Raw genomic sequence first — 22521 nt, forward strand, 5'->3', positions numbered from 1 at the left:
CGCTAGGGCTGCGAATTGTCAGAAGTGGCGGGCTCCGACACCTGGTCGGCACCGTCACGCTGTTCGGAAGTGGAGCGATTCACCATCCGAACCAGTTCCGACACCTGCTCGGCACCGTTACGCTGCACGGCTCGCAGCCTTTCAACAGCGGCGCTTGTCAGATACGAACCCAGGATCAAACAGATCGCCCCTACCACGAGTGTCACGGAAACAGTCCACTTCGGCGCGCTCTCCGATCCCATCAGACGCGCACTTACGGACACCAAGGCCAGTCCACCGACCACCACACAGACCCCTTCGACACGCTGCTTGCGCCACTTCTCGGTGTGCTCCCGTATACCCACTGCCGCGATGTCCCTGATAGCCAGCTCGCGCACACGCAGGTCGATGCTTGCACTGAGTAGGCGCTTGTGAGGCACGCGGTCGTCGAGTTCTGCGTACAGTTCGCAGTCGGCTTTGATCTGAGATCGCGCGTCGCGTTTCGACAGCCACCGAGTCACTGGAATACCTACCCAGGTCACCAGTGCCGTCAGACCGATACTGAGTAACGGAATCCATATGTCCACGAGGCGGACCCTATCTATGGCCTCCGACACGGACAGACCGCCGGATGCCGCCGGGCTCTCGCCTACAGATGACGCCCCCTGGCCCGGAATGCCCGGTACGGTGCCACCCATGACGGATCCTGCATCTAACGAGAACGCGACGCTACTCGACGAGGTGAATCGCCGCCGCGAGCTGGTCACGACGTCGCCCAGTTTCGCTTCCGGCCAACATCTCCAGGCATTAAATCGCGCATCAGCCGTGTTCTCCGGGAACCTCATTGAGTTGAGTTCACACGTGCAGAAGTTTGTCGGCACGGAGGAAATGCCTGGTTCGTTGGGAGACGAGTACGAAACCGACCTCACACGCACCTTCCACAACTTCTTGGCATCCGCGGCCACCCTCCGAGATGTCCAACGCATGGTCCATAAGAAGCTATGGCCGGAGAAGCCCCCAAAGGACCCAAATAAGAAAAAGAAATCCGGCGAACCGAAAAAGACAATATGGGAATTGGGAGTATGGGATCCTAAGATCGAGGAAATCTACGGCAAGGACGAGTTCAAGTTCCTGCTGGATCTTCGAAATTATGCAGTCCATTACACCCTTCCGGTTCCGCTAACGTCGACAGAGATTAAATGGGAAAAGGGCGGCCCGATCTTCCACAGGAACGATCTCTACCTCAATAAAGAAACACTCCTGAAGTCCGACAGTTGGACAGAGCGATCGAAGACCTATCTCGACTCCCAGCCGGACAGGATTGATTTTCTTTCCATAGTCGAGGATTATTCTCAGAGCGTCCGCAAATTCTATCAATGGTTTTGGGACACGGTAAATGAACACTTGTCGCCCGGAATCGAGGACGTCAAGTCGGCAGGCAGAGAGGTTGATTTGTGGGACGACGAGGAACTAGCGTTCCGCGATTGGAAGATCGCGCATTTTCCTCCTCCCCCTGGCCTCTCCCACGATCCCCTCTCTGAGCTTCGACGCAAACTAGCTGGGGCGAGACGAGACCGATGGGAATACGGCAGCAAAGGATGGAGAGTCTTTAGCGTGTCGGCTGATCGCACTATTGAGCCGAACGGCGAAGACCTGTGGGGGCTCACGCTTCGCTCCCGATCGGCTCGCTCAAGCAAGGTGGTGAGCGAACTCTAGGCAAAGGATGCCACCTCAGCCGCGGTCCTCCCCTATCCGACTGCTGGCGAGAATCTCACGCAATTCTTCCGGCGTGAGCCAAGTCTTCTTACGGTGAATCATCCTGTGACAGTTCGCACACAGCAGGATGAGGTCGTCGAGCGTACTCGGAACCTCGCCCGATACGTGCAGGGGAACACGGTGATGGACCTCGATATAACCGTCACCGTGCCCTGGATACATCCGGGCGAAATCGAAACTGCAAACCTCGCAGGACACCTCGCCTCGATCGCGCATGGACTGGGCGATCTTCTCCTTCCGTAGCTTGGGATCTCGCTCGCGTGATGCCGCCCAACGCCGCTTCACCGCTCCCTCAAGCGCCGACACCACACCCGCCGTGGTCAATGTGTCCAGCTCTTTGAAATCGGGGTATTCGTCAGCATCCTCCTGAACAGTCTCTGCGAGAGACCGATCAGAACGCAGACGCTTTGCCGTCGCGTGCATCCCCTCGGGGTCGGCAAGGAAGGCTTGAAGCACGATCGGGTCCAGCTGATTGCCACGCGTCGGCTTACCCGGATAGTCGGGATGGGCTGTACGGATGTTCTCTAGCTTCCCCTTCACGCTGCCCGGGCTGCGGTAGTTCTCCGACAGTGCCAAGTCCGGATTCAGTGACCGAAGATAGCGCGACAAATCTTGCACCGCGGGATCGTGGTCACGGATCGTCGTAATCCAGCCGCGTTTGTACAGAAGGTCGCAGGCAAGGACTAGCTCGGGCCACGTCCAATCTGCATCGCCCGTAACACGGAAGCCGAGGCCCGCAAGTACAGCAGCGATGTTTTGCCCGCCGGAGAAGTCACGTGCGACGACCTTCCGGCCAGTCTCGAAACGGTACGCAACTCCCGCGATCGCTTTCGAGTCGTATGCCTTTCCATCGTGGATAAGAAAGTACTCGTGCGCGGACTTGAAACCATTATCGGCGAGGAACTTCTCACGCCCGAGTCGATCGCATTCCTCGATTGCTCGAAGGACACTCTGGCTCGTCAACCGCCTCAACTCTTTGAGAGTCAACTGCTTCACCTGCATGGCGCAGGAATCTATCCGCTGGTACCGACACGTATGGATGTCTAATCCGGTTTTGCGCTTGTCCCCGCTGCGCTGCACGGTCGCTGCGTAGCCTCCCCGCACATGGCTATCCCCGAACCCCACGAGCTACCCGCGAAGTCCTGGTCCGCACGCCTGGCGGCCTTCAAGTCCCGACAGGTCCCCGACGACGATCCCCGAGTGCAGGAGTGCCGCGCCGCGCTCGCCTACCACCGCGGACGCCGCGCCCTGGACGAGCAGACCCTCGCCGACCTGGACGACGACCGTAAGCGTGATCTCGTCGCCTACATCACCGGAGAGGCAGTGAAGGCATGAGCGCGCCGAGCTACCTTCCCGTGCAGTACGACGCACCGCCGGTCAACCCGACTACCCAAGGTCTCTACCTCGCTGCGACCCTGCTCGACCATCCCGGGGCGAATCGTCTGCTGAGCGGTGTGGACATCTGGTCGATGAACTGCGCGACCGGCTACGGCACCTGGGACGTCGAACCCTGCGCCGACCCCGGTGAGGACGACATCAAGGCAGGCGACCGCGCGGCGGTGAGCGAGACCTTCACGCCGCTCGTCGTGTGGGGTTACGACCAGTGCAGTCCCGACGAGGACCCCGCCGAGATCAAGGCGCGCGCGCTCCACAACGTCCGGCTGCACGAGCAGAATCTCGTCGAAACGCACTTCGCGACACGCATCCTCTCCGACGCAGGCGCAGCGACCCCGGCGGTGGACCTCGTCTCGGCGATCGGTGAGCTGGAGGTGCAGATCGGTGACGCGGCGATCCCCGGGGTGATCCACCTGTCCCGCCGCTACGCCGCCGCGCTGGACGCCGCCGGGGTGATCGTCGGCAGCGGGCCGATCCCGCGCACCCGCCTCGGTACCGCGCTGGCGTTCGGGTCCGGCTACGACGTCGTGCTCGGCAGCACCCTGGTCGCGACCGGTCCGGTGACAGTGTTCCGGTCGGAGATCTTCGAGCAGGACACCCTCTCGCCCGACCAGAACCTCCGCGCCGCGATCGCCGAGCGCACCATCGTCGCGGGGTACGAGTGCCTGGCGACCGCCGTGGAGATCGGAGAGACGCCGTGACCATCTTCCGCAGGCGCAGCAGCGCACCGCGTCGGCGCATCTTCGAGTCCGTGCGCAGCACCGACCCGTCGGTGCTGTCACAGGACGAGCAACGCAAACGGCGCCGTCTGCACCTGTCGATCCACTACACCGGCACGTTCAACCTCATTGCTGAGATCGACGCGGTCCTCGCCCCGCTCACGGACCGTGACGTCGCCCGGCACCCGCACGTCGTCCGCGAGGTCGCGGCGGCGGTGAACGAGCTGGCGACCGACCTCGGTCAGCTTCTCGCCGAGCGCGAGGCCCGCCGTCGCGCCGCTGCACTCGGCTACGAGGCACAGACGCGGATGGTCCGGCTCGCGGTGGCGGCGTGGGAGCGTCCGACGACCCCTGAGATCACCTCGGAGGCACTGAGATCGGATACCTGGACGTCGGTGCTGACCGATCACGTGCTGCCGCTCAACGAGCCGCTGCGGGACTACCTTGCTCACGCTCGACCGCCCGGGGAGACCGGGAACGCCGCGAGCGTGTCGGAACGTGTCGAGGGTGCTCTGCGGATCGTCGACCGGGCGGTGCGTGACGCCGAGCGCCGCCTCGACCAGCTGGAGGCAGCGAGGACGGCGGAACCGAAGTTGTCGCGGGAGCTGCGGCGCCTCGGTGCGACCGACGACGAGCTGCGACAGCTCGCCGACCTCGGACTCGGACAGCAGGTATGACCCCCGCGACGTCGCTCGGTGGCCCGGTTGTGCACCGCACCGAGCGACGTCGCTCATCTTCCCGACGAGGCGGTCCGGTTGCGCACCGCGTCCCGTCGCACATCGAACGAGAGAGGTAGACCGATGACCATGACTGTCCGCGAGAGAGCCGCAGCATGTGCGCACGAAGCTGCACACGCCGTCGTCGCCGCGCTGCACGGCGCACGCATCGACACAGTCGCACTGACACCCGAGCACCCCGAGCGGTTCGGACGCTGCACCTACGACGGCGAACTCACCGCCTCGGCTGTGGCTGCGGTCGCGCTCGCCGGACCCGTCGGTGAGGCACGTCTGACCTACGGGAAGAGTCCGAGCGTCCGCGAGATCCGGTCCGTGCTGGACGGGCAGTGCGCCGACGACGGCAGCGGTGACTACGACCACCTGATCGCGAGCGGCGGTCCGCTCCCGCTGGAGGTCGTCAACCTCATCGAGACGTGCTGGCCCGCCGTGGCGACCGTGGCCCGGCGTCTCAATCAGCACGGCAGCGCCGACCACGCGACCGTCTGCGCGGCGCTCGGGATACCTGAGAGCAATGGGCATCTGTCGGCGCAGGCGTCGGCGATCCGCGCGGGTTTCCTGCCGACGCCGACGCGGTAAACGCCGCTGGTCACCGGCTTGCAGACCTGAGCCGGCCAACCCCCTAGACGCGACACCGCCCCCGATCGGCATCCAGGATCGGGGGCGGTGTGGCGTCTACCGAACTGCGGGTACGGGTGACGCGGTGCACGTGGATGACTGACTGCGAGGCGAGGATTCCTCGGGTCCATTTTAGCAGGTCACCGACCGTTTAACGTGCCGGAATCCATTGCGGTGCAGCACAATACACGCTCACACGGGTTGTCCGATCCGCACAAGATCGCGTAAGTTCGCACACGTTCCCGGCAATGATCCGCTCCACGTGAGCCGGGACTCCGCCCGACCGAACCACCGAGTCCGACGTAGACGACCCGGCAGGCGCACGGCGGGACGCGCTCGCCGCCAGGGCTCCGCCCTCGCGAGGTCTGCACCGGAGGCTGCGTGGAGAGCCTGCCCGGACGGGACCCGCGGAAACATCCCTCACCACTTGGGAGCTTCCGCCGTGCCCACCACGACCACCTACCTCACGACCCGCGAGGTCGCGGACCGTCTCCAGGTCTCCCCTACGACCGTCCGCACGCTCGTCGCAACCAAGGGCCTTCCCACCTACCGCCTCGGCAACCGGCTGCGGTTCGTCGCCGCCGAGGTCGACGCCTGGGCGCGCGCTCGTGGGTCGCGCTCTGTCGACACCGCCGCCGCGCCCGCCTCGGAGACCGACGACTACCGCGCCGAGATCATCCGCCTGGTCGACACCGCGCCGACGCTGACCGCTGCGCAGTGCGATCTCATCCGTGCGGTCCTCGGCAGCGCCCCGGTTGCGCAGACCCAATGACGTAATCCGCTGTCTTTCAACGGGTTATCACTGCACGGTTTCCATCTACTCTCCGCTACCGCCACCACCGCTCTACGAGGAGGGCACAACGTGACCACGACAACCACCTACGAGCCACACATGGTGTCCGTCGCCGAGGCTGCGCGCCGTCTCGGTCTGAGCCGCTGGACGATCCGTCAGTACGTGGACGACGGACTGCTCCCGGCCTACCGCATCGGTCCGCGTTCCAACGCACCGATGCGTATCCGAGTCGACGACATCGAGTCGCTGCTGCGACCGGTGGTCGAACTCGCCGAATCCACTACCCGCCGCGACGAGGACGTCAGCGGACCTGACTGGCAGTAGCCCACCCGCTCCTCGCCATCCACGGGAGCCCGATTACAGACTCCACGAGGAGAACAGAAAGACATGAGCGCAAACAAGAACGCCCCGCAGCATGGGGATGCTGCGGGACGCTACGAGCATGACGGGCTCGACACCGACTCTACCCGACCGAACACCGAAAGGCCCACCGCCGCCGACATGTTCGCGGGTCCGGAGGATGTCCGAGACGACTCTGCGGAGGCGACCAAGGGCGGCGCACCGACCGACGAGAACCCGTTCGACAATGACAAGGCGCGTGAGAGGGCCGAGAAGTCGACCGAGGAGGAACACCGCCGTCGCAACACCTTCTACTCGGTCGCGGAGGTGGCAGCGCAGACGGCAGCACCACGCGCCCGCAGGCAGGCGCAGAACATCGAACGGTCGAACCTGACCCGCGACGTGAAGTACCCGCCGAAGCTGGTCGTCACCGGCGAGGAGCTGGTCACCGCCCACGTCCCCGCCGCCGAGGTGGACGCGCTCACCCCGATCACCTACACCCGGGTACTCGAACTCAAGACCGAGGAGCGGGAGCAACAGCGCGCCGCGCAGTACGACGCCCTCGTCCAGGAGCGTCTGCAATGGAAGCTGGCGGACCAGGAGGCGACTAAACGGCTCCGGGCACTCGACACCTTCGACGCAGCGCTGCCGCCCGTCACGGGCCTGGCGGACCTACTCGCGCAGGACGACACCGAGGTCCGGTACCTCATCCAAGACGTGATCCCCGCCGACGGCGCACGGATCATGTTCGCCGCGCCCGAGAAGGCGGGTAAGACCACACTGCTCGGTAACCTCGCACGCTCCCTCGCCGACGGCGACCCGTTCCTCGGTGCGTTCGAGGTACATACGCCCGCGAAGCGGCTCGTCATGATCGACAACGAGATGAGTCAGGGGATGCTGCGGCGCTGGCTGCGGCGCCAGGGCATCCGCAATCTGTCCGCCGTCGCCGATGTCGTGGCACTGCGCGGACAGGCAGGATTGTTCGATCTTGGGGACGATCGCCGCCGCGGCGAGTGGGCGAAGCGGCTACGGGACCTCGGGTGTGACTTCCTGATCTTCGATTGCCTGCGTCCGGTGCTCGACGCGCTCGGCCTCGACGAGAACCGCGAGGCGGGGAAGTTCCTGGAGCCGTTCGACCAGCTGCTCTCGGAGGCAGGTGTCGAGAACGCGGTGATCGCGCACCACATGGGCCACACCGGAGAGCGCGCCCGCGGTGACTCCCGGATCATCGGATGGTCCGACGGCAACTGGAAGCTTGTCCGCGAGGACCCGTACGTCCCGACGTCCCCGAAGTACTTCACCTCCCAGGTCCGGGACTGCCCCGACGTCCCCGAGGGGCTGCTCACGTTCGATCCGGACACACAGCACCTCACCTATGCCGGGGGCACCCGCGCAGAGCAGAAAGGCAAGGGGAAGGTGGACAAGCGGCTCCAGGACGTCCTGGACACGCTCGCGGACAGCCAGAGTGTCGGCACGTCGGAGATGAATAAGACACAGCTGCGCGCCGCCGTCGGCGGAAACAAGGAATTGGTGGACGGCGCGATCGACGAGGGTGTCCGACTCGGTCTCGTCGTGGAACGCCTCCAGGGCCGCGCGAAGCTCTACCGGCTGCCGGAGGGAGACCCGTTGAGTGCTGAGGGCGTCGCATCACCGTTCGAGACAGGAAATACCGCCTGACCTGCGGAAACGTATCGGCCCGTTTCGAGGGGCAGATAGGTCCCCACGTATCAGCCCATCAAGACGGGCAGATAGGGGCCGATAGGGACAGAAAACACCGCCTGACGTGCCATTTCTATCGGCCTCTTGTGACGGGCAGATACAGGCCCATCCCTATCGGCCTTCGGCCCCATCCCTTAGGGATGGGCCGATGGGCGGACGTTGGGGACGGAAGAGAAGAAACAACACACCGAGCCGTGTGGGCGGCGACCGAAGACACAGCGCAGTGACTCCATGCCAGGCCAGCCGTGACCACGTCGAGGCCGCGGCTGCGTCTCTTGGTACGGGGCGATATTCCGCCCCGATCGCCGACGTTTGCCGCTAACCTCACGGACCACACAAGTAACAGGTCAAAAGGAGTTCTCTATGCGTGCATTACTCGGCGATCTCTTCGCTCAGAAGATCCCTGTCCGGGTGTACACCAGCGACGGAAACGAGCACTGCGGACTCATCGTGAGCCTCCCCGCCGTGAACACAGCGTCCGAATATGACTACGTGGGGCTCGAAGACGGAGACTCTTCGGACGAGGGAATCGATTCGACGCAGTACATCTACATCGCTAGGCAGCACATCGTGGCGGTCGCTCCCGATCGTCGACCCGACGTGACCGAGTTCGACGAGAACGGAGACCCCATCTAGGAAGACTGACCTCCAACCCAACGGACCCCGACCGGACCCGAGCCGGCCGGGGTCCGTTTCGTCTCCGACCTGCGGCGATTAACGACGAGTGATAATGCGCCGCAACGCATCTCCATGGCGCGTGCACCCTCATGCGGTACATAAGCGGTATGGCACCGAAGATGTCCACCGCCGACAGTCGCGCCCGCGCCGAGCGGGTCTACTTCCGCCGCGTGGCTGGGCAGAGCTGGCGGACGATCATGCACGAGGAGGGCTACGGGTCGATCGGCGCTGTGCAGAGCGCCTACAAGCGTCACCGCGCCAGGAACCCGCGCGACGACGCGGACGTGACCCTGGACGAAGTGCTGACCCGCCGGAAGATCGTGACCTCCCAGACGTTCGTGCTCATGCAGCGGGCGTACGAGGCCGGGGACGTCGATGCGTACTCCAAGCTCGCCGCGATCGCGAGCCGTGAAGACATCGAACTCGCCAAGCTGTACGGGCTCCACGCGCCCGATCGCCACACGATCGACGTCGCCGTGTCGCAGACCCCGACCGCGATCCTGGCGCGCGCCGAGGCGGACTTGCTGGCGGCGTTCGAGGCGAGACAACAGACAGCGATCGAGGGTGAGGTAGTCCAGTGAGCGCAGACGCGATCAAGGCGGCGATGGCGGTCGCGACCGACCTGTCGACCGGCACGCTGACCGAGGCGGATCTCGCCGCCGCGACGGTGACCGAGTGCACGGCGCTCGTCCGCGAGGTGATCGGTCCCGACGACCCCCTGTGGCCGCTCCAGGTGGAGATCACCCGCGCGGTGCTGGCACGCGGCGGCATCCCTGCCGGGGAGCTGACCGAGTGGCTGGCGGTCGCCCGACGAGGCGTTACTGAAAACCATTCCTGATAGTCATAAGAGGGCCTTATGACGAGCAGACCCCGAGAGGACCGACGAGATGACCCACGAGCAGAGCGCCGTCCGCTCCCTCACCGCAGCGCGGTCCCTGCGGGCTGCGCGCCGCCGACGCCGACCCTCGCACCCCGCCGAGCTGGCGGCGGCGATGATCCCCGACTACCGGGTCACGCCCGCAATCGCTCTCCTGGCCGACGTGCTGCACGACGCGATCATGCAGCCGGGGCGGCGCTACATCGTCACCGTGCCGCCGCGCGAGGGGAAGTCGACGCTCATCTCCCAGGTCGGCGTGCTGGCGGCGCTGCGGCACAACCCCGACGCCCGGGTGATCCTCGCCGCCTACGGTGACGACCTCGCCCGCGAGCACTCCCACGAGGCCCGCGCACTGATCGCCGAGCACGCCGACCTCCTCGGATTCCGTCTCAGCCAGGACAAGACTGCGGTGGGTCGCTGGCGGGTCGAGGGCCGACGCGGGGGTCTGCTCGCTGCCGGGATTCTCTCGGGGATCACGGGGTTCGGTGCTGACCTGCTGCTCATCGACGACCCGACGAAGAACATGCAGGAGGCAGACTCCGCCACGCACCGGTCGCGGGTGTTGCACGAGTTCCGGTCGACGCTCATGACCCGACTGCACCCGGGCGCGTCCGTCGTCCTCGTCCAGACCCGTTGGCACGAGTCCGACCTCGCGGGCACTCTGCTGGCCGAGGAACCCGAGCGGTGGCAGCACGTGAACATCCCCGCGATCGCCGAGCACGGAGTCCCCGACGCCCTCGGACGCGAGCCCGGAGCAGTGCTGACCTCGGCACCGGGACGTACTGCGGAGGACTTCGCAGACCTCCGCAGATCGGTCGGCGAGCGTGTCTGGCACGCGCTCTACCAGGGCATTCCCACACCACCCGGCGGTGGTCTAATCCGACGCGAGTGGTTCGAGCAGTGGCGTCTCCCCGCCCCGCCGGAGTACCCGGTCGCGACGGTTGTCGGCGTCGACCCATCGGACTCGGGGCGCGGTGACGCCTGCGGCCTGGTCGCCGCCAGCCGCACCCGCGACGGCGTGGTGACGCTCATCCGCGACGTGTCCGAGCCGATGACCTCGGAGCAGTGGGCGCAGCGTGCGGTGGATCTCGCTGTGGAGGTCGGCGCGTCGGAGATCGCGGTCGAGGGCTACACCGCGAGGGAGACGTACATCCGCGTCGTGAGGGACGCGCTGCGTCGGCGTGGGGTCACCCGTCCGATCCGCGTGACGTCCTGGCCTCCCAAGGGAGCGGGCCGACTCGGGGACGCCGCCGCCCGTAGCGCGCCGCTCATCCAAGCCTTGGAGGTCGGGACGTGCCGACTGGCGGGCCACTTCCCGGAGCTGGAGGACGCCGCGGTGCGATGGCAGGCCGGACAGCACCAGCCCGACTCCCTCGCTGCGTTCGTGATCGCCCATGACGTCCTCGCTCGCGGCGCGGGTGCCGGTTCTATCGCCGCTCCGATCGGCACCATGCAGCGCTCCCCCGTCGCGGGTCCCCGCCCCGTCGGTGGTGCACGTCCCGACCTGGACGCGCTCGTCGCCGCCTCAGCCGCGCGTAACCGCGCGCTCGCCGAGGGCCGCGACCCCGACGCCGCGCCCGAGGTGCTGCACGCTCGGGAGATGCACCGCCGAGCACGTCAGTGGGCCGCGCCGCTCGGAGGCTGACCGCCTACCGCCGCCACTCGATCCCGACGGACTCGGGTCGGAACGTCCGCACGCCACGCCCGACCGGATGCAGCGTGACCGTCATGAGCGCGTCGATCACCGTGCGCTTGCGCGCAACACTGAGATCCGCCCACGCTGCCGCGACATCGCCGCCGGTGAGGATCGGCGCGAGCAGGTCCCCCGCCCCGGACTCGGCGAGCGTGGACTCGATCTCCGCCAGCCGCGCGCGGACCCGGTCGTTCGCCGTGCGGAACTGCTGCCGGGTGAGCACTCCGTCGGCGTAGTCCTCGGCGAGATCGTCCAGACGCCGCCGCAGGACGTCCGCCTCGGCGCCGAGCGCGGCGGTGTCCACGGTGGGCGACGGGACGAGCAGACGCAGCGCGTCGGGCCGTGAGAGCCGTTCGACGACCACCGCCTCCACGTACGCCTCGATCGGGTCCGCCTTGCGTGCGAGGTGTCCGGGCTGTGCCTTGCACCTATAGGTCCGGTAGTCGCGGCGCGCTCCCCCGGTGTGGACCGTGCTGCCGCAGTGGCAGCGACCGACGCCGGTGAGGAGCTGCCGTCCGCGTGTGGGAGCGCGGCGGCGATCCGGGGACACGAGCACACGCACCGCCGCTCTCCACGTGTCCTCGTCGACGATCGCGGGCCACTCGGCGCGACCGACGACGAACGCCTCGGGGTTCTTCCGGAACGCGCTCTGATCGCCCTCGGGGCGGTGGCGGCGTAGACCGGCGTTCCGAGGGTTGAGCAGGACGTCGCGAGTGCCCGAGCGTTGCCACTGCCCCGGGCTGCCGTCGCGCTTGAGCTGTGTGGTCGACAGGCCCGCGTCGTTCCACATCCTCGCGATGGCGGTGACCGGCTCTCCCGCGAGCACCGCCTCGTAGCCCTTGCGGATCGCCGCGGCCTCGTCCTCTCGCAGCGTCACACCGTCGGACTCGTATCCGAACGCGCGCCGTCCGCCGACCCACCGACCCTGCTGCGCTGCCTGGAGCACTGCGGCGCGCTGCCGGGCCGACTTCCGTTCGACCTCGCCCTGTGCGACCGATCCGAGGATGCGCGCGACGAGCCGACCGCCGTCGGTCGTGGTGTCCACGCCGTCGGCGGCGGTGACAATCGCGACCCCGTGCGGCTCGCACAGCTCCAGGACGCGCTCCAGGTCGGACAGTCGTCGCAGCAGGCGGTCCATGTGCCGCGCACAGATGACGTCGAACGCTCCGGTCTGGAGGTCGGCGAGCATCTGCTCGAACTGTGGCCGAGGCTTGCGCGAGGTCGCGCTCACGTCGTTGTCGACATAGGTGGCGACGATCGTCCATCCGCGCTGCGCCGCGAGCTGCTGCACCTGCTCGCGCTGCCGTTCGATGCCGTACTCGTCACCCGTCCGGTCCTGTGACTGCCGGAGGTACATAGATACTCGCACGCGTGCAGTGTGACACGAGTTCCGCTGTTTAGGTGCACTGGTGACCCGCAGTGCGCGATCCGCTCCTCGCGCGGTGATCGCGCCCTTGCGCAGCGCCCATTCGACGGGTTCGAGCGCAGCACGCGGAAGGCGGAACTTCTGCCGGAGGGCCGGTCCGGGCACCTCGGCGTTGGTGGCCCAGCCGTGGTCGGCCCACCGTTCGCGTGCCGCGGCTCTCGCCCGGGCGACGCGCGCCCGCACCTCGTCGGTGCTCTCGCCCGTCTCCCCCATCAAGGCGCTCGTCGCGACGGCCTGCATCCGGACCCGCAGGTCGACGCGGTCGAGGAGCGGACCCGACAGGCGTCCCAGATAGCGGCGACGTGCGGTCGGCGCACACACGCAGTCGGCGTCGCGTGGAGGTGCGCACGGGCACGGGTTGGCGGCGAGGATCAGCTGGAAACGGGCCGGATATCGCGCGACACCGTCCCGTCTGGCGATGCGCACTTCCCCGTCCTCGAGCGGTGTCCGCAGCGCTTCGAGTGTCTTCGTCCCCATCTCGGCGACCTCGTCGAGGAACAGCACGCCGCGGTGCGCCCGGCTCACCGCACCGGGTTTCGCCATGCCGGTGCCGCCTCCGATCAGCGAACTCACCGACGCGGTGTGGTGGGGCGCGATGAAGGGTGGTTCCGTCACGAGCGGCCGGTCGCTGGTGAGGGTGCCCGCCACCGAATGGATGGCCGTCACCTCGAGGGCATGATTTTCGCTCAGGTCCGGCAGGATCCCCGGAAGTCGCTGCGCAAGCATCGTTTTCCCGATTCCCGGCGGACCGGTCAACATCAGGTGGTGTGCACCGGCCGCAGCGACCTCGATCGCGCGTCGCGCTTCGTGCTGACCGACCACTTCGCTGAGATCGCCGCGCACCGCCCGCGGTGGCAGCGCACGCGGATCGGGCCGTTCGAGCGGACCGTCGCCCTGGAGCCAGAGCACCAACTCCCGCAGCGTCTCGGCGCCGTAGACGTCGATGCCGTCGACGAGCGCCGCTTCGGTCATCGTCGCGGTCGGCACCACCACGCGCGACCAGCCGTGTTTCTTCGCCGTGAGCACGGCGGGCAGCACCCCGCGCACCGGGCGGACGCGCCCGTCGAGCGCAAGTTCGCCGAGCAGCACCGTCCGGGAGACGGCTTCGGTCGGCACGACATCCGCCGCGTCGAGCACCGCGCACGCCAGTCCGAGATCGTAGACGCTGCCGACCTTCGGCAGCGTGGCCGGCGACAGTGCGAGCACGACCTTCGAATCCGGCCACTTGGCACCGGAATTCGACACGGCGGCGCGCACCCGGTCGCGCGACTCCTGAAGCGCGGTGTCGGGCAGCCCGACCATCGTCACACCCGGCAGACCTCGCCCGATGTCGGCTTCGATCTCGACGACCTGCCCGTCGATTCCGGAGACCGCGACCGACCAGGCGCGTCCGAGCGCCATCAGAGGACCTGCTTGCGGTGGGTGATCTCCGGAGCGTGCCCCCGTGCGAGCAGGACGGTGACCACATCGACGCGGATGTGCGACCAGCGGCGCGTCTGCTCGGACAACCACTGTCCGGCGAGGCGACGGATGCGTTCGGCCTTCGCGTGCGTCACCGCTTCGGCGGGGGTGCCGTAGCCGGTGCCGGTGCGGGTCTTGACCTCGACGAAGACGACGGCCGCGCCGTCCTGTGCGATGAGATCGAGTTCGCCGTATCGGCTGCGCCAGTTGCGTTCGAGCACGACCATGCCGGTCGATTCGAGGTATTCGGCGGCGAGGTCCTCGCCTCGCGCGCCCAGATCCCGATTGTGTGATGTCCGATTCGTCCCCTGCATGCCCCCACTGTGGAGGACCGAGGCACGCGGAATCGGGGTCCGAGCACGGAGATCGGGGATCTGTGGATGAGTGCGGTGCCTGTGCACAACCGCGGACGACGAGCCGCGGCGAACGGCTCGGTGTCGGCGCCCCGGTTAGGATGCGGCCGCTGCGCGCAGGATCGTCCCCGAGGGCGTCAGCCCAGCTTGTCGGGCAGTCTCAGTTCGGGCTTGTCGAGCTCTTCGATGTTCACGTCCTTGAACGTGATGACACGGACGTGCTTGACGAAGCGTGCGGGACGGTACATGTCCCACACCCAGGCGTCGGACATGCGTACCTCGAAGTACACCTCGCCGTTGGCGTTGTGCGGCAGCAATTCGACCGCGTTCGCCAGGTAGAACCGGCGCTCGGTCTCCACGACGTACGCGAACTGACCGACGATGTCCCGGTACTCCCTGTACAGCGAGAGTTCCATCTCGGTTTCGTACTTCTCGAGATCCTCGGCACTCATCGGTCTCGGTGTCCTCCCAGTCTGGTGTGTCCTGCAATCATCCCGCATCCGCCTCGTCGGTGAACAATCGACGCTCCAGGTCGTCTGCATACGAGCGACGAACCAGGTCGTCGGCGAACAGTCGACGTCGCACCGCGGGCACTCCGCACACGGAGCGCACATTGGCCCACGACCGCCGGTGCTGCGGCGACGGGCCGTGCTCGGCCAACGCCGCCATGTGCGTCGGAGTGCTGTAGCCCTTGTGTACTGCGAAACCGTACTCCGGTAGCTCGCCGTCGAGGTCGACCATCATGCGATCGCGTGTGACCTTCGCGAGCACGCTGGCCGCCGCGATGCACGCGGCCGCCGCGTCGCCGCCGATCACGGGCAGGGACGGTGCGGGTAGTCCGGGCACCCGGAAGCCGTCGGTGAGCACGTAGCCGGGCGGTGTCGACAGCCCTGCCACCGCGCGTCGCATGCCTTCGATGTTGGCGACGTGGATGCCGATCGCGTCGACCTCCTCCGCGGGGATCACCACCACGCTCCACGCCCGGGCGCGTTTCACGATCACCGAGTACAGCTCCTCGCGGGTGCGTTCGGTGAGTTTCTTCGAATCGTCGAGCCGGTCGAGCGACGCGTGCGGCCGGTCGCCGAGCACGCAGGCGGCGACGACCAGCGGCCCGGCGCAGGCACCGCGGCCGGCTTCGTCGACCCCCGCGACCGGACCGAGACCGCACCGCGCGAGCGCGGACTCCATGGTGCGCAGTCCCGAGGAGCGACGGATCACGGGTCGAGGTGGCCAAGCAGTCACGAGGGAAGGATCTCCGGTGAGTCGATCAGGCCCCATCGGCCGGGAGGCAGCACGATGAAGCGGGCTTTTCCGATGACATTGTCCAGCGGGATCGAGCCCTGATGCTCGTCCCCGACGTGGTAGCGCGAGTCGGCCGAGTTGCTGCGGTTGTCGCCCATCACCCAGACGTGGCCCTCGGGCACGGTGACGGGCCCGAAGCAACGCCCGGAGGGCACCTCGGTCTCGCACGTGACGACACCCGGGGTGAACGGGAAGTCCATGGTCACGTACGGCTCGTCGAGCGGGACACCGTCGACGAGGACACGGCCCTCGTCGTCGCAGCATTCCACCGTCTGCCCGCCGGTCGCGATCACGCGCTTGACGAGGTCGTTCTCATCCGGCGGCACGACGCCGACGAGCGAACCGATCTCCTGCAGTCCCCGCACGACGACGTTGTCGGAACGGGTCGAGGTGTAGCCGGCCGACCACGATTCGGGGCCTTCGAAGACGATGACGTCGCCGGGGCGCGGGTCGGTGAAGCGGTATCCCACCTTCTCGACGACGATGCGGTCGCCGGTGCAGCCCGGGCAGCCGTGCAGTGTCGGCTCCATCGATTCCGAGGGGATGAGGTAGACCCGCGCCACGAAGGTCTGCAGCAGGAAGCTCAGGGCCAGTGCGACGACGACCAGGATCGGCAGTTCACGCCAGAACGACTTCTGCTTCTTCGCCTTGGGGGCGGTGTCGTTCGCTGCGGGGTCCTCGCGCCGGTGGTGTGCACCGTCGGCTCGATCGCTCCGAGCCGAACCTCGAACATCGTTGCGGTTCACATCCGGTCGAGCCGGATCGTGCGGGGAATCTGCCACCTCGACAGACTAGCGTCTGCGGCACGGCGGCCCGCCGAGGACGACCGTCGACCGGACGGGTGGGCGACGGACCGCTGCCCACAACGACGACGACCCGGCCGGGACGGAAGTCCGGGCCGGGTCGTCGGATGCTGTATCGGGTGGCTCGAGAGCCGTGCCGAGCAGCCCAGGGGGCTGGTCAGCGGCCGAAGATCAGCGCTTCTCCTTGATCTTGGCAGCCTTGCCGCGCAGCTCACGCAGGTAGTAGAGCTTCGCGCGACGGACGTCGCCACGGGTCAGCACGTCGATCTTGGCGAGGTTGGGGCTGTGCACCGGGAAGGTGCGCTCCACGCCGACGCCGAAGGAAACCTTGCGGACGGTGAAGGTCTCGCGGATGCCGCCGCCCTGACGCCGGATCACGACGCCCTTGAAGACCTGCACACGCTCCTTGCTGCCCTCGATGACCTTGACGTGCACATCGAGAGTGTCGCCGGGACGGAAGTCCGGGATGTCGTCGCGCAGCGACTTGGCGTCCAGAAAGTCCAGGGTGTTCATCGGTTTTTCATCCTCTTGTTCGCTCGAGCAGAGGAACCTGGCGGCGACCGCCGTGTGGCGGGCTCGACCGGTTCGTGCCCAGGTCAGGTAGGCGTGCCCGAACGGGGCAACCCGTCCATTGTGCCAGACGGAATATCGATCGAGGAAATCGGCGGTGGCGCCGGTTTGACGCGGCGGTCCAGTTCCGCCTCGGTCGCGGTGCGCGAGTGCGCGACACTGCCCCGCACGGTCTCGAGCGTCGGTGCGCCCGCGACGAGATCCTGCACGAAGATCTTGGCGCGGATCACCGGGCGCCGCAGTCGACGTTCGCGTTCGAGCGCGCGCGCCATGCGGCGGGGCCGCTTGCCGTACCGCCAGCGAGCCCAGGGCGCCCCGGGCCGGGAGAGCCGGATCGCGCCGACCCACAGCAGCGGAACGACGAACAGCCCCACCAGGCCGGTCCAGATCTTGCCCTTCGCCAGGACGATCGCGGCGAGCAGGAGGTTCACGAGCACGGCCACCACCAGCGCGGCCCGTCCGGCCCAGTCACCGCTGTCCTCGAAATTCGCGGTGTCCCCGAGTTCGAACGGTCGCAGGCCGAGCAACCACATCCCGGTCACGGCGATCGCCACGAATACGGCGTCGACGGAGACCCGTCCCTGTTCTTCCCAGTACACGTCGTTCAGGTAGAAGATCAGGGCGAATTCGTCGAGGGTCAGGGCGGCGCCGATCCCGAAGAGCGCCGCGAGGACGCAGGCGGCGATGCGGTTGGCGTCCTCGGAGATCGCGATCAGTCCCCCACCGGCGATCACCATCGTCACGACACCGAACACCACGTGGTGCACGTGCTGACCGCCCGGGGTGATGTTGCCGGGCCACCAGCGCACCTGCGCGCGGATCAACCGCACGCTGATCCGGATGAAGACGAACGCGGCCACGAAACCGAGCAGGAAGAACAACAGCGGCAGGCGCCCCTGATCGACGATCTCGCGCTGCACCCAGTCGAGCATCACCGGATCACCCCGGCCACCGTGGATCTCATGTCCACAGCATTGCAGGAGTGACCCGGTGATTCGCGTCAGTTGTTGCCGAAACCGGCGCGTCGCAGGGCGTCGGCCATCGATCCGGAGGCGGCCGGCGCCGAACGGCGGTCGCCACCGCGGCCCTGCTGCCCACGATTGCCCTGCTGTCCACGATTGCCCTGAGCGTTGCGACCCCGTCCGCCGCCCTGGTTCCCGCCGCCCTGGTTCCCGCCGCCCTGGCCTCCGGGACGCCGGCCACCTCCGCGCGGCTGACCTCCCGACTTCTCGGCGCCCGGGGTGGGGATCTCGTCGTCGAGTCGCAGCGTCAGACCGATGCGCTGACGCGCGACGTCGACCTCGAGGACCTTCACCTTGACGACCTCCCCGGACCGGACGACGTCGTGCGGATCCTTCACGAAGCTGCGCGACATGGCGGAGACGTGCACAAGGCCGTCCTGGTGCACACCGACGTCGACGAACGCACCGAACGCCGCGACGTTGGTGACCACTCCCTCGAGGACCATGCCGGGCTTCAGGTCGGCGACCTTCTCGACACCGGCGGCGAAGGTCGCGGTCTTGAACTCCGGACGCGGGTCGCGGCCGGGCTTCTCGAGCTCGGAGATGATGTCGGTGACGGTCGGGACACCGAAGCGGTCGTCGGCGAACTCGTCCGCGCGCAGCTTCCGCAGGGTCGCGGTGTTACCGAGCAGTTCGCGGACGCTGCTGCCGGTCCGGTCGACGATCCGCCGCACCACCGGATACGCCTCGGGGTGCACCGCGGACGCGTCGAGCGGGTCGTCGCCGTTGGGGATTCGCAGGAAGCCCGCGCACTGCTCGAAGGCCTTCGGACCGAGTCTCGGGACGTCCTTGAGCGCGGTGCGCGCCCGGAACGGACCGTTCTGGTCGCGGTGGGCGACGATGCTCTCCGCGAGCGAGCCGGTGATACCCGAGACCCGCGACAGCAGCGGAACCGACGCCGTGTTGACATCGACACCGACGGCGTTCACCGCGTCCTCGACGACCGCACCGAGCGACCGCGCGAGCATCGTCTCGGACACGTCGTGCTGGTACTGGCCGACACCGATCGACTTCGGGTCGATCTTGACCAGTTCGGCGAGCGGATCCTGCAGACGACGCGCGATGGAGACCGCACCGCGGATGGACACGTCGAGGTCCGGGAGTTCCTTGGTGGCGTACTCGGATGCCGAGTAGACGGACGCGCCCGCCTCGGACACCACGATCTTCGTCAGCCCGGGCACCTTCGCCAGCGACACGAGATCGGCTGCGAGAGCGTCGGTCTCACGAGACGCCGTGCCGTTGCCGATGGCGATCAGTTCGACACCGTGCCGCGCGACCAGCGCGGCGAGCACCGCGAGGGCCTCGTCGCGCTTGTTGTGCGGCTGATGCGGATAGATGGTGGTGTGGTCGACGACCTTGCCGGTCGCGTCGACGACGGCGACCTTCGTGCCGGTGCGATAGCCGGGGTCGAGGCCCATCGTCGGGCGCGTGCCGGCCGGTGCGGCGAGCAGCAGGTCCTTGAGGTTGGCGGCGAAGACGTCGACCGCATCCTTCTCGGCGGACTGCCGCAGCCGCATCCTGATGTCCAGCGACAGCGACATCTGCAGCTTGGTGCGCCACGCCCACCGCACGGTGTCGAGCAGCCACGTGTCGGCGGGACGTCCCTCGTCGGCGATGCCGAAGCGCGTCGCGATCCGGCCCTCGTAGTAGCTGCGCTCGCCGGGCACCGGCTCGTCGATCTCGGGATCGAACGACAGCGACAGCACCTCCTCCTTCTCGCCGCGCAGGAGGGCGAGGATGCGGTGCGAGGGCAGCTGGGTGAACGGTTCCGAGAACTCGAAGTAGTCGGAGAACTTCGCGCCGTCGTTCTCCTTGCCGGACCGCACGGTGGAGCTCACCTTGCCGCGCGTCCACATCGCCTCGCGGAGCTCGCCGACGAGGTCGGCGTCCTCGGCGAAACGTTCGACGAGGATGGCGCGCGCACCGTCGAGCTGCTCGGAGGTGTACCCGGCAGGATCGGTGGTGGGGTCGCCGATGAGCGCGTCGGCGACGGGTTCGTGACCGGCCTCGCGGGCGATCTGTGCCTTGGTGCGCCGCTTCGGCTTGAACGGCAGGTAGATGTCCTCGAGCCGCGCCTTGGTGTCGGCGAGCATGATCTGTCCGCGCATCGTGTCGTCGAGCTTGCCCTGCGCCTCGATCGATTCGAGGATCGCGACGCGGCGCTCGTCGAGTTCGCGCAGATAGCGGAGGCGTTCCTCGAGGGTGCGCAGCTGGGCATCGTCGAGACCGCCGGTCGCCTCCTTGCGGTAGCGCGCGACGAACGGCACGGTCGCGCCGCCGTCGAGCAGTCCCACGGCCGCGGCCACCTGGTCTTCGCGGACGTCGAGTTCCTGGGCGATCCGCCGGTTCACGGTGTCGAGTTCGGTCGTCACGTCGAACGACCCTACAGTTGCCGACCTCGGCACGCGCCTGTGACCGCGTAGGCGCTCGCGCCTGTGACCCCGTAGGCGCTCGCGCCTGTGACCGCGAGCGCTCGCACTCGGGGTCCGTGCAGGCTGTCGGGTGGACCGGCGCTATCGTCCACAGCACAATGGAATGCAGGAACCGGAAATGAAGCACGGGCGCGGACGCGCACGATCGGGCGCGATGATGCTGTGCGTGGCCACCGCACTGGCCGTATCCGGCTGCGATTCGATGGACACCCACCCGCTCCCGCACGAGGCGCTCGGTCTCGCCTCGGTCGCGGACACCGATTCCGACGAGTCGACCGTGACGCTGTCGACGGCCGAACTCCCCCGGCAGATCGACGCGGCCGTCGCACTCGCCTACAGCCGCGGAGCGCGTCTGACCATCGCCGTGCTCGACCGCGAATCAGGGGCCCGCGTGCTCGGCGGCACGGACGAGCCCTTCGAGACCGCCTCGACGGTCAAGCTCTTCATCGCCGAGGAGGTCCTGTACCGCGAGGTGACGGGCGAGGCGACGCTCGCCGACGAGGACCACGAATTGATCCGGTCGATGCTGCGCTCCTCCGACGACAACGCCGCGACGCTGCTGTGGGAGACCTACGGCGGCCCCGGGATCGTCGAGCACGTCGTGGAGCGGCACAACCTGACCGGCACGACTCCCCCGGATCCGGGGTCCTGGTGGTGGAACACGACCACGACGGCGTCGGACCTGCTGACCTGGTACGACGATCTGCTCGGCGACAGCGCATCCGGTGACGAGAGTGCGGCCCGGATCGTCGGCCATCTCGTGGAGTTCACCGACGAGGGCGTCGACGGATACGACCAGCGTTTCGGGCTTCCCGAGGGGCTCGGAGACTCCACGGAGCTGGGTGTGAAGCAGGGGTGGATGTGCTGCCTGGCCGGTGAATGGCTGCACCTGTCCACCGGGTTCTTCGGCGACGACCACCGGTACGTGGTCGTGGTCGCGGCACGGGAGACCGTCACCTACGACGAGTCGGATCCCTTCTACGACACCGGTTTCCTGCCCGACACGGCGATGTACGACGCAACGGACGACGGCAGCGCACAGCACGCGCGCGAGACCGTCACGCTGGCGGTCGAGACGACGCTCGGAAGCGCGCACCGCCCCTGAGGGCCGTCCGGCCCGGCGTCAGTCGTCGGACGGAAGCAGATCGGGTCGTCGTTCGCGGGTGCGTTCGAGCGACTGCTCGTGGCGCCAGCGAGCGACCTTCCCGTGGTCGCCGGACAACAGCACCGGCGGCACCTCGAGGTCGCGCCACACCGCCGGCCGGGTGTAGCTCGGCCCTTCGAGCAGTCCGTCGGAGAACGAATCCTCCTGGTGCGACTGCTGATTGCCGAGCACTCCGGGCAGCAGCCGGACGACGGCCTCGACCATGACGAGAACGGCGACCTCCCCACCGATGAGGACGTAGTCGCCGATGCTCACCTCCTCGACGCGCACGCGACGCGCGGCATCGTCGAAGACGCGCTGGTCGATACCTTCGTAGCGGCCGCACGCAAAGACGATCCGCTTCTCCTTCGACCAGCGTTGCGCGGTGGCCTGATCGAAGCGGCGACCGGCGGGCGTCGGGACGACGAGCAGCACGTCGGGATCGGTCCCACCGTCGGGTCCGGCGAGCACGTCGTCGAGCGCCGGTCCCCACACGGTGGGTTTCATGACCATGCCAGGGCCGCCCCCGTAGGGCGCGTCGTCGACGGCCTTGTGCACGTCGTGCGTCCAGTCGCGCAGGTTGTGCACACCGACGGAGATGAGCCCCTTGTCGATCGCCTTGCCGAGCAGAGCGACGCGCAGGGGTTCGAGATATTCGGGGAAGATGGTGACGACGTCGAGCCGCACG

24 protein-coding genes are annotated in these 22521 nt (G+C 67.6%); 13 read left to right on the forward strand and 11 right to left on the reverse strand.

Features of this window, described 5'->3' with window-relative positions; translation table 11 throughout:
• Positions 1 to 2 precede the first annotated feature (2 nt).
• A complete protein-coding gene (locus ACPCXD_RS07695) occupies positions 3 to 566 on the reverse strand; it encodes a hypothetical protein (RefSeq protein WP_423659084.1) in 564 nt (187 codons plus the stop codon).
• Positions 567 to 675: 109 nt separating this feature from the next.
• Here ACPCXD_RS07695 and ACPCXD_RS07700 point away from each other — a divergent pair, with 109 nt between their 5' ends.
• Positions 676 to 1695: a hypothetical protein gene (locus tag ACPCXD_RS07700; protein WP_423659086.1), complete on the forward strand. Its 1020-nt coding sequence runs from the start codon at positions 676 to 678 to the stop codon at positions 1693 to 1695.
• 15 nt (positions 1696 to 1710) lie between these two features.
• Here ACPCXD_RS07700 and ACPCXD_RS07705 read toward each other — a convergent pair whose 3' ends face one another.
• Positions 1711 to 2757 carry an HNH endonuclease gene (locus ACPCXD_RS07705; protein WP_423659088.1) on the reverse strand — a complete coding sequence of 349 codons (1047 nt, stop codon included), beginning with the start codon at positions 2755 to 2757 and terminating at the stop codon, positions 1711 to 1713.
• A 102-nt stretch (positions 2758 to 2859) separates the two neighbouring features.
• Between ACPCXD_RS07705 and ACPCXD_RS07710 the strand changes: the two genes are divergently transcribed.
• The 11 genes from ACPCXD_RS07710 (at position 2860) to ACPCXD_RS07760 (ending at position 11272) form a co-directional block, all read left to right on the forward strand.
• Positions 2860 to 3090 (forward strand): hypothetical protein, encoded by a 231-nt coding sequence (locus ACPCXD_RS07710; RefSeq protein WP_423659090.1) that lies wholly within the window; start codon positions 2860 to 2862, stop codon positions 3088 to 3090.
• Complete coding sequence (locus ACPCXD_RS07715; protein WP_423659091.1) at positions 3087 to 3851, forward strand: hypothetical protein; 765 nt, start codon at positions 3087 to 3089, stop codon at positions 3849 to 3851. The genes ACPCXD_RS07710 and ACPCXD_RS07715 overlap by 4 nt, the downstream gene beginning before the upstream one ends.
• Positions 3848 to 4546, forward strand: a complete 699-nt coding sequence (locus ACPCXD_RS07720; protein WP_423659093.1) for a hypothetical protein — start codon at positions 3848 to 3850, stop codon at positions 4544 to 4546. Before ACPCXD_RS07715 ends, ACPCXD_RS07720 begins: the two co-directional genes overlap by 4 nt.
• Positions 4547 to 4669: 123 nt before the next feature.
• Positions 4670 to 5182: a hypothetical protein gene (locus ACPCXD_RS07725; RefSeq protein WP_423659095.1), complete on the forward strand. Its 513-nt coding sequence runs from the start codon at positions 4670 to 4672 to the stop codon at positions 5180 to 5182.
• Positions 5183 to 5663: 481 nt separating this feature from the next.
• On the forward strand, positions 5664 to 5993 hold the full coding sequence (locus ACPCXD_RS07730; RefSeq protein ID WP_423659097.1) for a helix-turn-helix domain-containing protein: 330 nt from the start codon (positions 5664 to 5666) through the stop codon (positions 5991 to 5993).
• Between the two features lie 90 nt (positions 5994 to 6083).
• Positions 6084 to 6338, forward strand: a complete 255-nt coding sequence (locus ACPCXD_RS07735) for a helix-turn-helix domain-containing protein (RefSeq protein WP_423659099.1) — start codon at positions 6084 to 6086, stop codon at positions 6336 to 6338.
• A gap of 63 nt (positions 6339 to 6401) precedes the next feature.
• On the forward strand, positions 6402 to 8030 hold the full coding sequence (locus ACPCXD_RS07740) for an ATP-binding protein (protein WP_423659101.1): 1629 nt from the start codon (positions 6402 to 6404) through the stop codon (positions 8028 to 8030).
• A gap of 405 nt (positions 8031 to 8435) precedes the next feature.
• Positions 8436 to 8708: a hypothetical protein gene (locus tag ACPCXD_RS07745; protein WP_423659103.1), complete on the forward strand. Its 273-nt coding sequence runs from the start codon at positions 8436 to 8438 to the stop codon at positions 8706 to 8708.
• A 161-nt stretch (positions 8709 to 8869) separates the two neighbouring features.
• Positions 8870 to 9331, forward strand: a complete 462-nt coding sequence (locus tag ACPCXD_RS07750; protein ID WP_423659105.1) for a hypothetical protein — start codon at positions 8870 to 8872, stop codon at positions 9329 to 9331.
• Complete coding sequence (locus tag ACPCXD_RS07755; RefSeq protein ID WP_423659107.1) at positions 9328 to 9588, forward strand: flagellar hook-length control protein; 261 nt, start codon at positions 9328 to 9330, stop codon at positions 9586 to 9588. Before ACPCXD_RS07750 ends, ACPCXD_RS07755 begins: the two co-directional genes overlap by 4 nt.
• Before the next feature lie 49 nt (positions 9589 to 9637).
• Entirely contained in the window at positions 9638 to 11272 is a 1635-nt protein-coding gene (locus ACPCXD_RS07760) for a terminase large subunit domain-containing protein (protein ID WP_423659109.1), read from the forward strand.
• Positions 11273 to 11276: 4 nt separating this feature from the next.
• Here ACPCXD_RS07760 and ACPCXD_RS07765 read toward each other — a convergent pair whose 3' ends face one another.
• The 8 genes from ACPCXD_RS07765 to ACPCXD_RS07800 form a co-directional block, all read right to left on the reverse strand.
• Positions 11277 to 14147 (reverse strand): YifB family Mg chelatase-like AAA ATPase, encoded by a 2871-nt coding sequence (locus tag ACPCXD_RS07765; protein WP_423659111.1) that lies wholly within the window; start codon positions 14145 to 14147, stop codon positions 11277 to 11279.
• Positions 14147 to 14521: a YraN family protein gene (locus ACPCXD_RS07770; RefSeq protein ID WP_016691241.1), complete on the reverse strand. Its 375-nt coding sequence runs from the start codon at positions 14519 to 14521 to the stop codon at positions 14147 to 14149. The genes ACPCXD_RS07765 and ACPCXD_RS07770 overlap by 1 nt, the downstream gene beginning before the upstream one ends.
• A 176-nt stretch (positions 14522 to 14697) precedes the next feature.
• Complete coding sequence (locus ACPCXD_RS07775; RefSeq protein WP_006550963.1) at positions 14698 to 15012, reverse strand: DUF2469 domain-containing protein; 315 nt, start codon at positions 15010 to 15012, stop codon at positions 14698 to 14700.
• A gap of 37 nt (positions 15013 to 15049) precedes the next feature.
• Positions 15050 to 15802 (reverse strand): ribonuclease HII, encoded by a 753-nt coding sequence (locus ACPCXD_RS07780; RefSeq protein ID WP_198430678.1) that lies wholly within the window; start codon positions 15800 to 15802, stop codon positions 15050 to 15052.
• The gene (gene lepB / locus ACPCXD_RS07785) at positions 15799 to 16608 is read right to left on the reverse strand and encodes a signal peptidase I (RefSeq protein WP_088897323.1); all 810 of its coding nucleotides are present in this window, start codon (positions 16606 to 16608) and stop codon (positions 15799 to 15801) included. The genes ACPCXD_RS07780 and lepB overlap by 4 nt, the downstream gene beginning before the upstream one ends.
• Before the next feature lie 228 nt (positions 16609 to 16836).
• Positions 16837 to 17178, reverse strand: a complete 342-nt coding sequence (rplS, locus tag ACPCXD_RS07790) for a 50S ribosomal protein L19 (protein ID WP_006550960.1) — start codon at positions 17176 to 17178, stop codon at positions 16837 to 16839.
• An 83-nt stretch (positions 17179 to 17261) separates the two neighbouring features.
• Positions 17262 to 18167, reverse strand: coding sequence for a hypothetical protein (locus ACPCXD_RS07795; RefSeq protein WP_160876510.1), 906 nt, complete (start codon positions 18165 to 18167; stop codon positions 17262 to 17264).
• Positions 18168 to 18235: 68 nt separating this feature from the next.
• Positions 18236 to 20629 carry a Tex family protein gene (locus ACPCXD_RS07800; protein WP_229567920.1) on the reverse strand — a complete coding sequence of 798 codons (2394 nt, stop codon included), beginning with the start codon at positions 20627 to 20629 and terminating at the stop codon, positions 18236 to 18238.
• Between the two features lie 178 nt (positions 20630 to 20807).
• On the opposite strand from ACPCXD_RS07800, the gene ACPCXD_RS07805 reads away from it, so the two are divergent.
• Positions 20808 to 21794 (forward strand): serine hydrolase, encoded by a 987-nt coding sequence (locus ACPCXD_RS07805; RefSeq protein ID WP_229567919.1) that lies wholly within the window; start codon positions 20808 to 20810, stop codon positions 21792 to 21794.
• Between the two features lie 18 nt (positions 21795 to 21812).
• Here the strand turns inward: ACPCXD_RS07805 and trmD are convergent, their stop codons facing one another.
• The gene (trmD, locus tag ACPCXD_RS07810; RefSeq protein WP_088897327.1) at positions 21813 to 22520 is read right to left on the reverse strand and encodes a tRNA (guanosine(37)-N1)-methyltransferase TrmD; all 708 of its coding nucleotides are present in this window, start codon (positions 22518 to 22520) and stop codon (positions 21813 to 21815) included.
• Position 22521: the final 1 nt, after the last annotated feature.

It is taken from the genome of Rhodococcus sp. AB351, from assembly GCF_049538275.1.
Classification (GTDB): domain Bacteria; phylum Actinomycetota; class Actinomycetes; order Mycobacteriales; family Mycobacteriaceae; genus Rhodococcus.

What these genes read in the sequence shown, in the direction of transcription:
- ACPCXD_RS07700 (WP_423659086.1), top strand. Translation starts at nt 676, where the DNA reads ATGACGGATCCTGCATCTAACGAGAACGCGACGCTACTCGACGAGGTG.
- ACPCXD_RS07705 (WP_423659088.1), bottom strand. Translation starts at nt 2,757, where the DNA reads ATGCAGGTGAAGCAGTTGACTCTCAAAGAGTTGAGGCGGTTGACGAGC.
- ACPCXD_RS07710 (WP_423659090.1), top strand. Translation starts at nt 2,860, where the DNA reads ATGGCTATCCCCGAACCCCACGAGCTACCCGCGAAGTCCTGGTCCGCA.
- ACPCXD_RS07715 (WP_423659091.1), top strand. Translation starts at nt 3,087, where the DNA reads ATGAGCGCGCCGAGCTACCTTCCCGTGCAGTACGACGCACCGCCGGTC.
- ACPCXD_RS07725 (WP_423659095.1), top strand. Translation starts at nt 4,670, where the DNA reads ATGACCATGACTGTCCGCGAGAGAGCCGCAGCATGTGCGCACGAAGCT.
- ACPCXD_RS07740 (WP_423659101.1), top strand. Translation starts at nt 6,402, where the DNA reads ATGAGCGCAAACAAGAACGCCCCGCAGCATGGGGATGCTGCGGGACGC.
- ACPCXD_RS07745 (WP_423659103.1), top strand. Translation starts at nt 8,436, where the DNA reads ATGCGTGCATTACTCGGCGATCTCTTCGCTCAGAAGATCCCTGTCCGG.
- ACPCXD_RS07750 (WP_423659105.1), top strand. Translation starts at nt 8,870, where the DNA reads ATGTCCACCGCCGACAGTCGCGCCCGCGCCGAGCGGGTCTACTTCCGC.
- ACPCXD_RS07760 (WP_423659109.1), top strand. Translation starts at nt 9,638, where the DNA reads ATGACCCACGAGCAGAGCGCCGTCCGCTCCCTCACCGCAGCGCGGTCC.
- ACPCXD_RS07765 (WP_423659111.1), bottom strand. Translation starts at nt 14,147, where the DNA reads ATGGCGCTCGGACGCGCCTGGTCGGTCGCGGTCTCCGGAATCGACGGG.
- ACPCXD_RS07770 (WP_016691241.1), bottom strand. Translation starts at nt 14,521, where the DNA reads ATGCAGGGGACGAATCGGACATCACACAATCGGGATCTGGGCGCGCGA.
- ACPCXD_RS07775 (WP_006550963.1), bottom strand. Translation starts at nt 15,012, where the DNA reads ATGAGTGCCGAGGATCTCGAGAAGTACGAAACCGAGATGGAACTCTCG.
- rplS (WP_006550960.1), bottom strand. Translation starts at nt 17,178, where the DNA reads ATGAACACCCTGGACTTTCTGGACGCCAAGTCGCTGCGCGACGACATC.
- ACPCXD_RS07795 (WP_160876510.1), bottom strand. Translation starts at nt 18,167, where the DNA reads ATGCTCGACTGGGTGCAGCGCGAGATCGTCGATCAGGGGCGCCTGCCG.
- ACPCXD_RS07805 (WP_229567919.1), top strand. Translation starts at nt 20,808, where the DNA reads ATGAAGCACGGGCGCGGACGCGCACGATCGGGCGCGATGATGCTGTGC.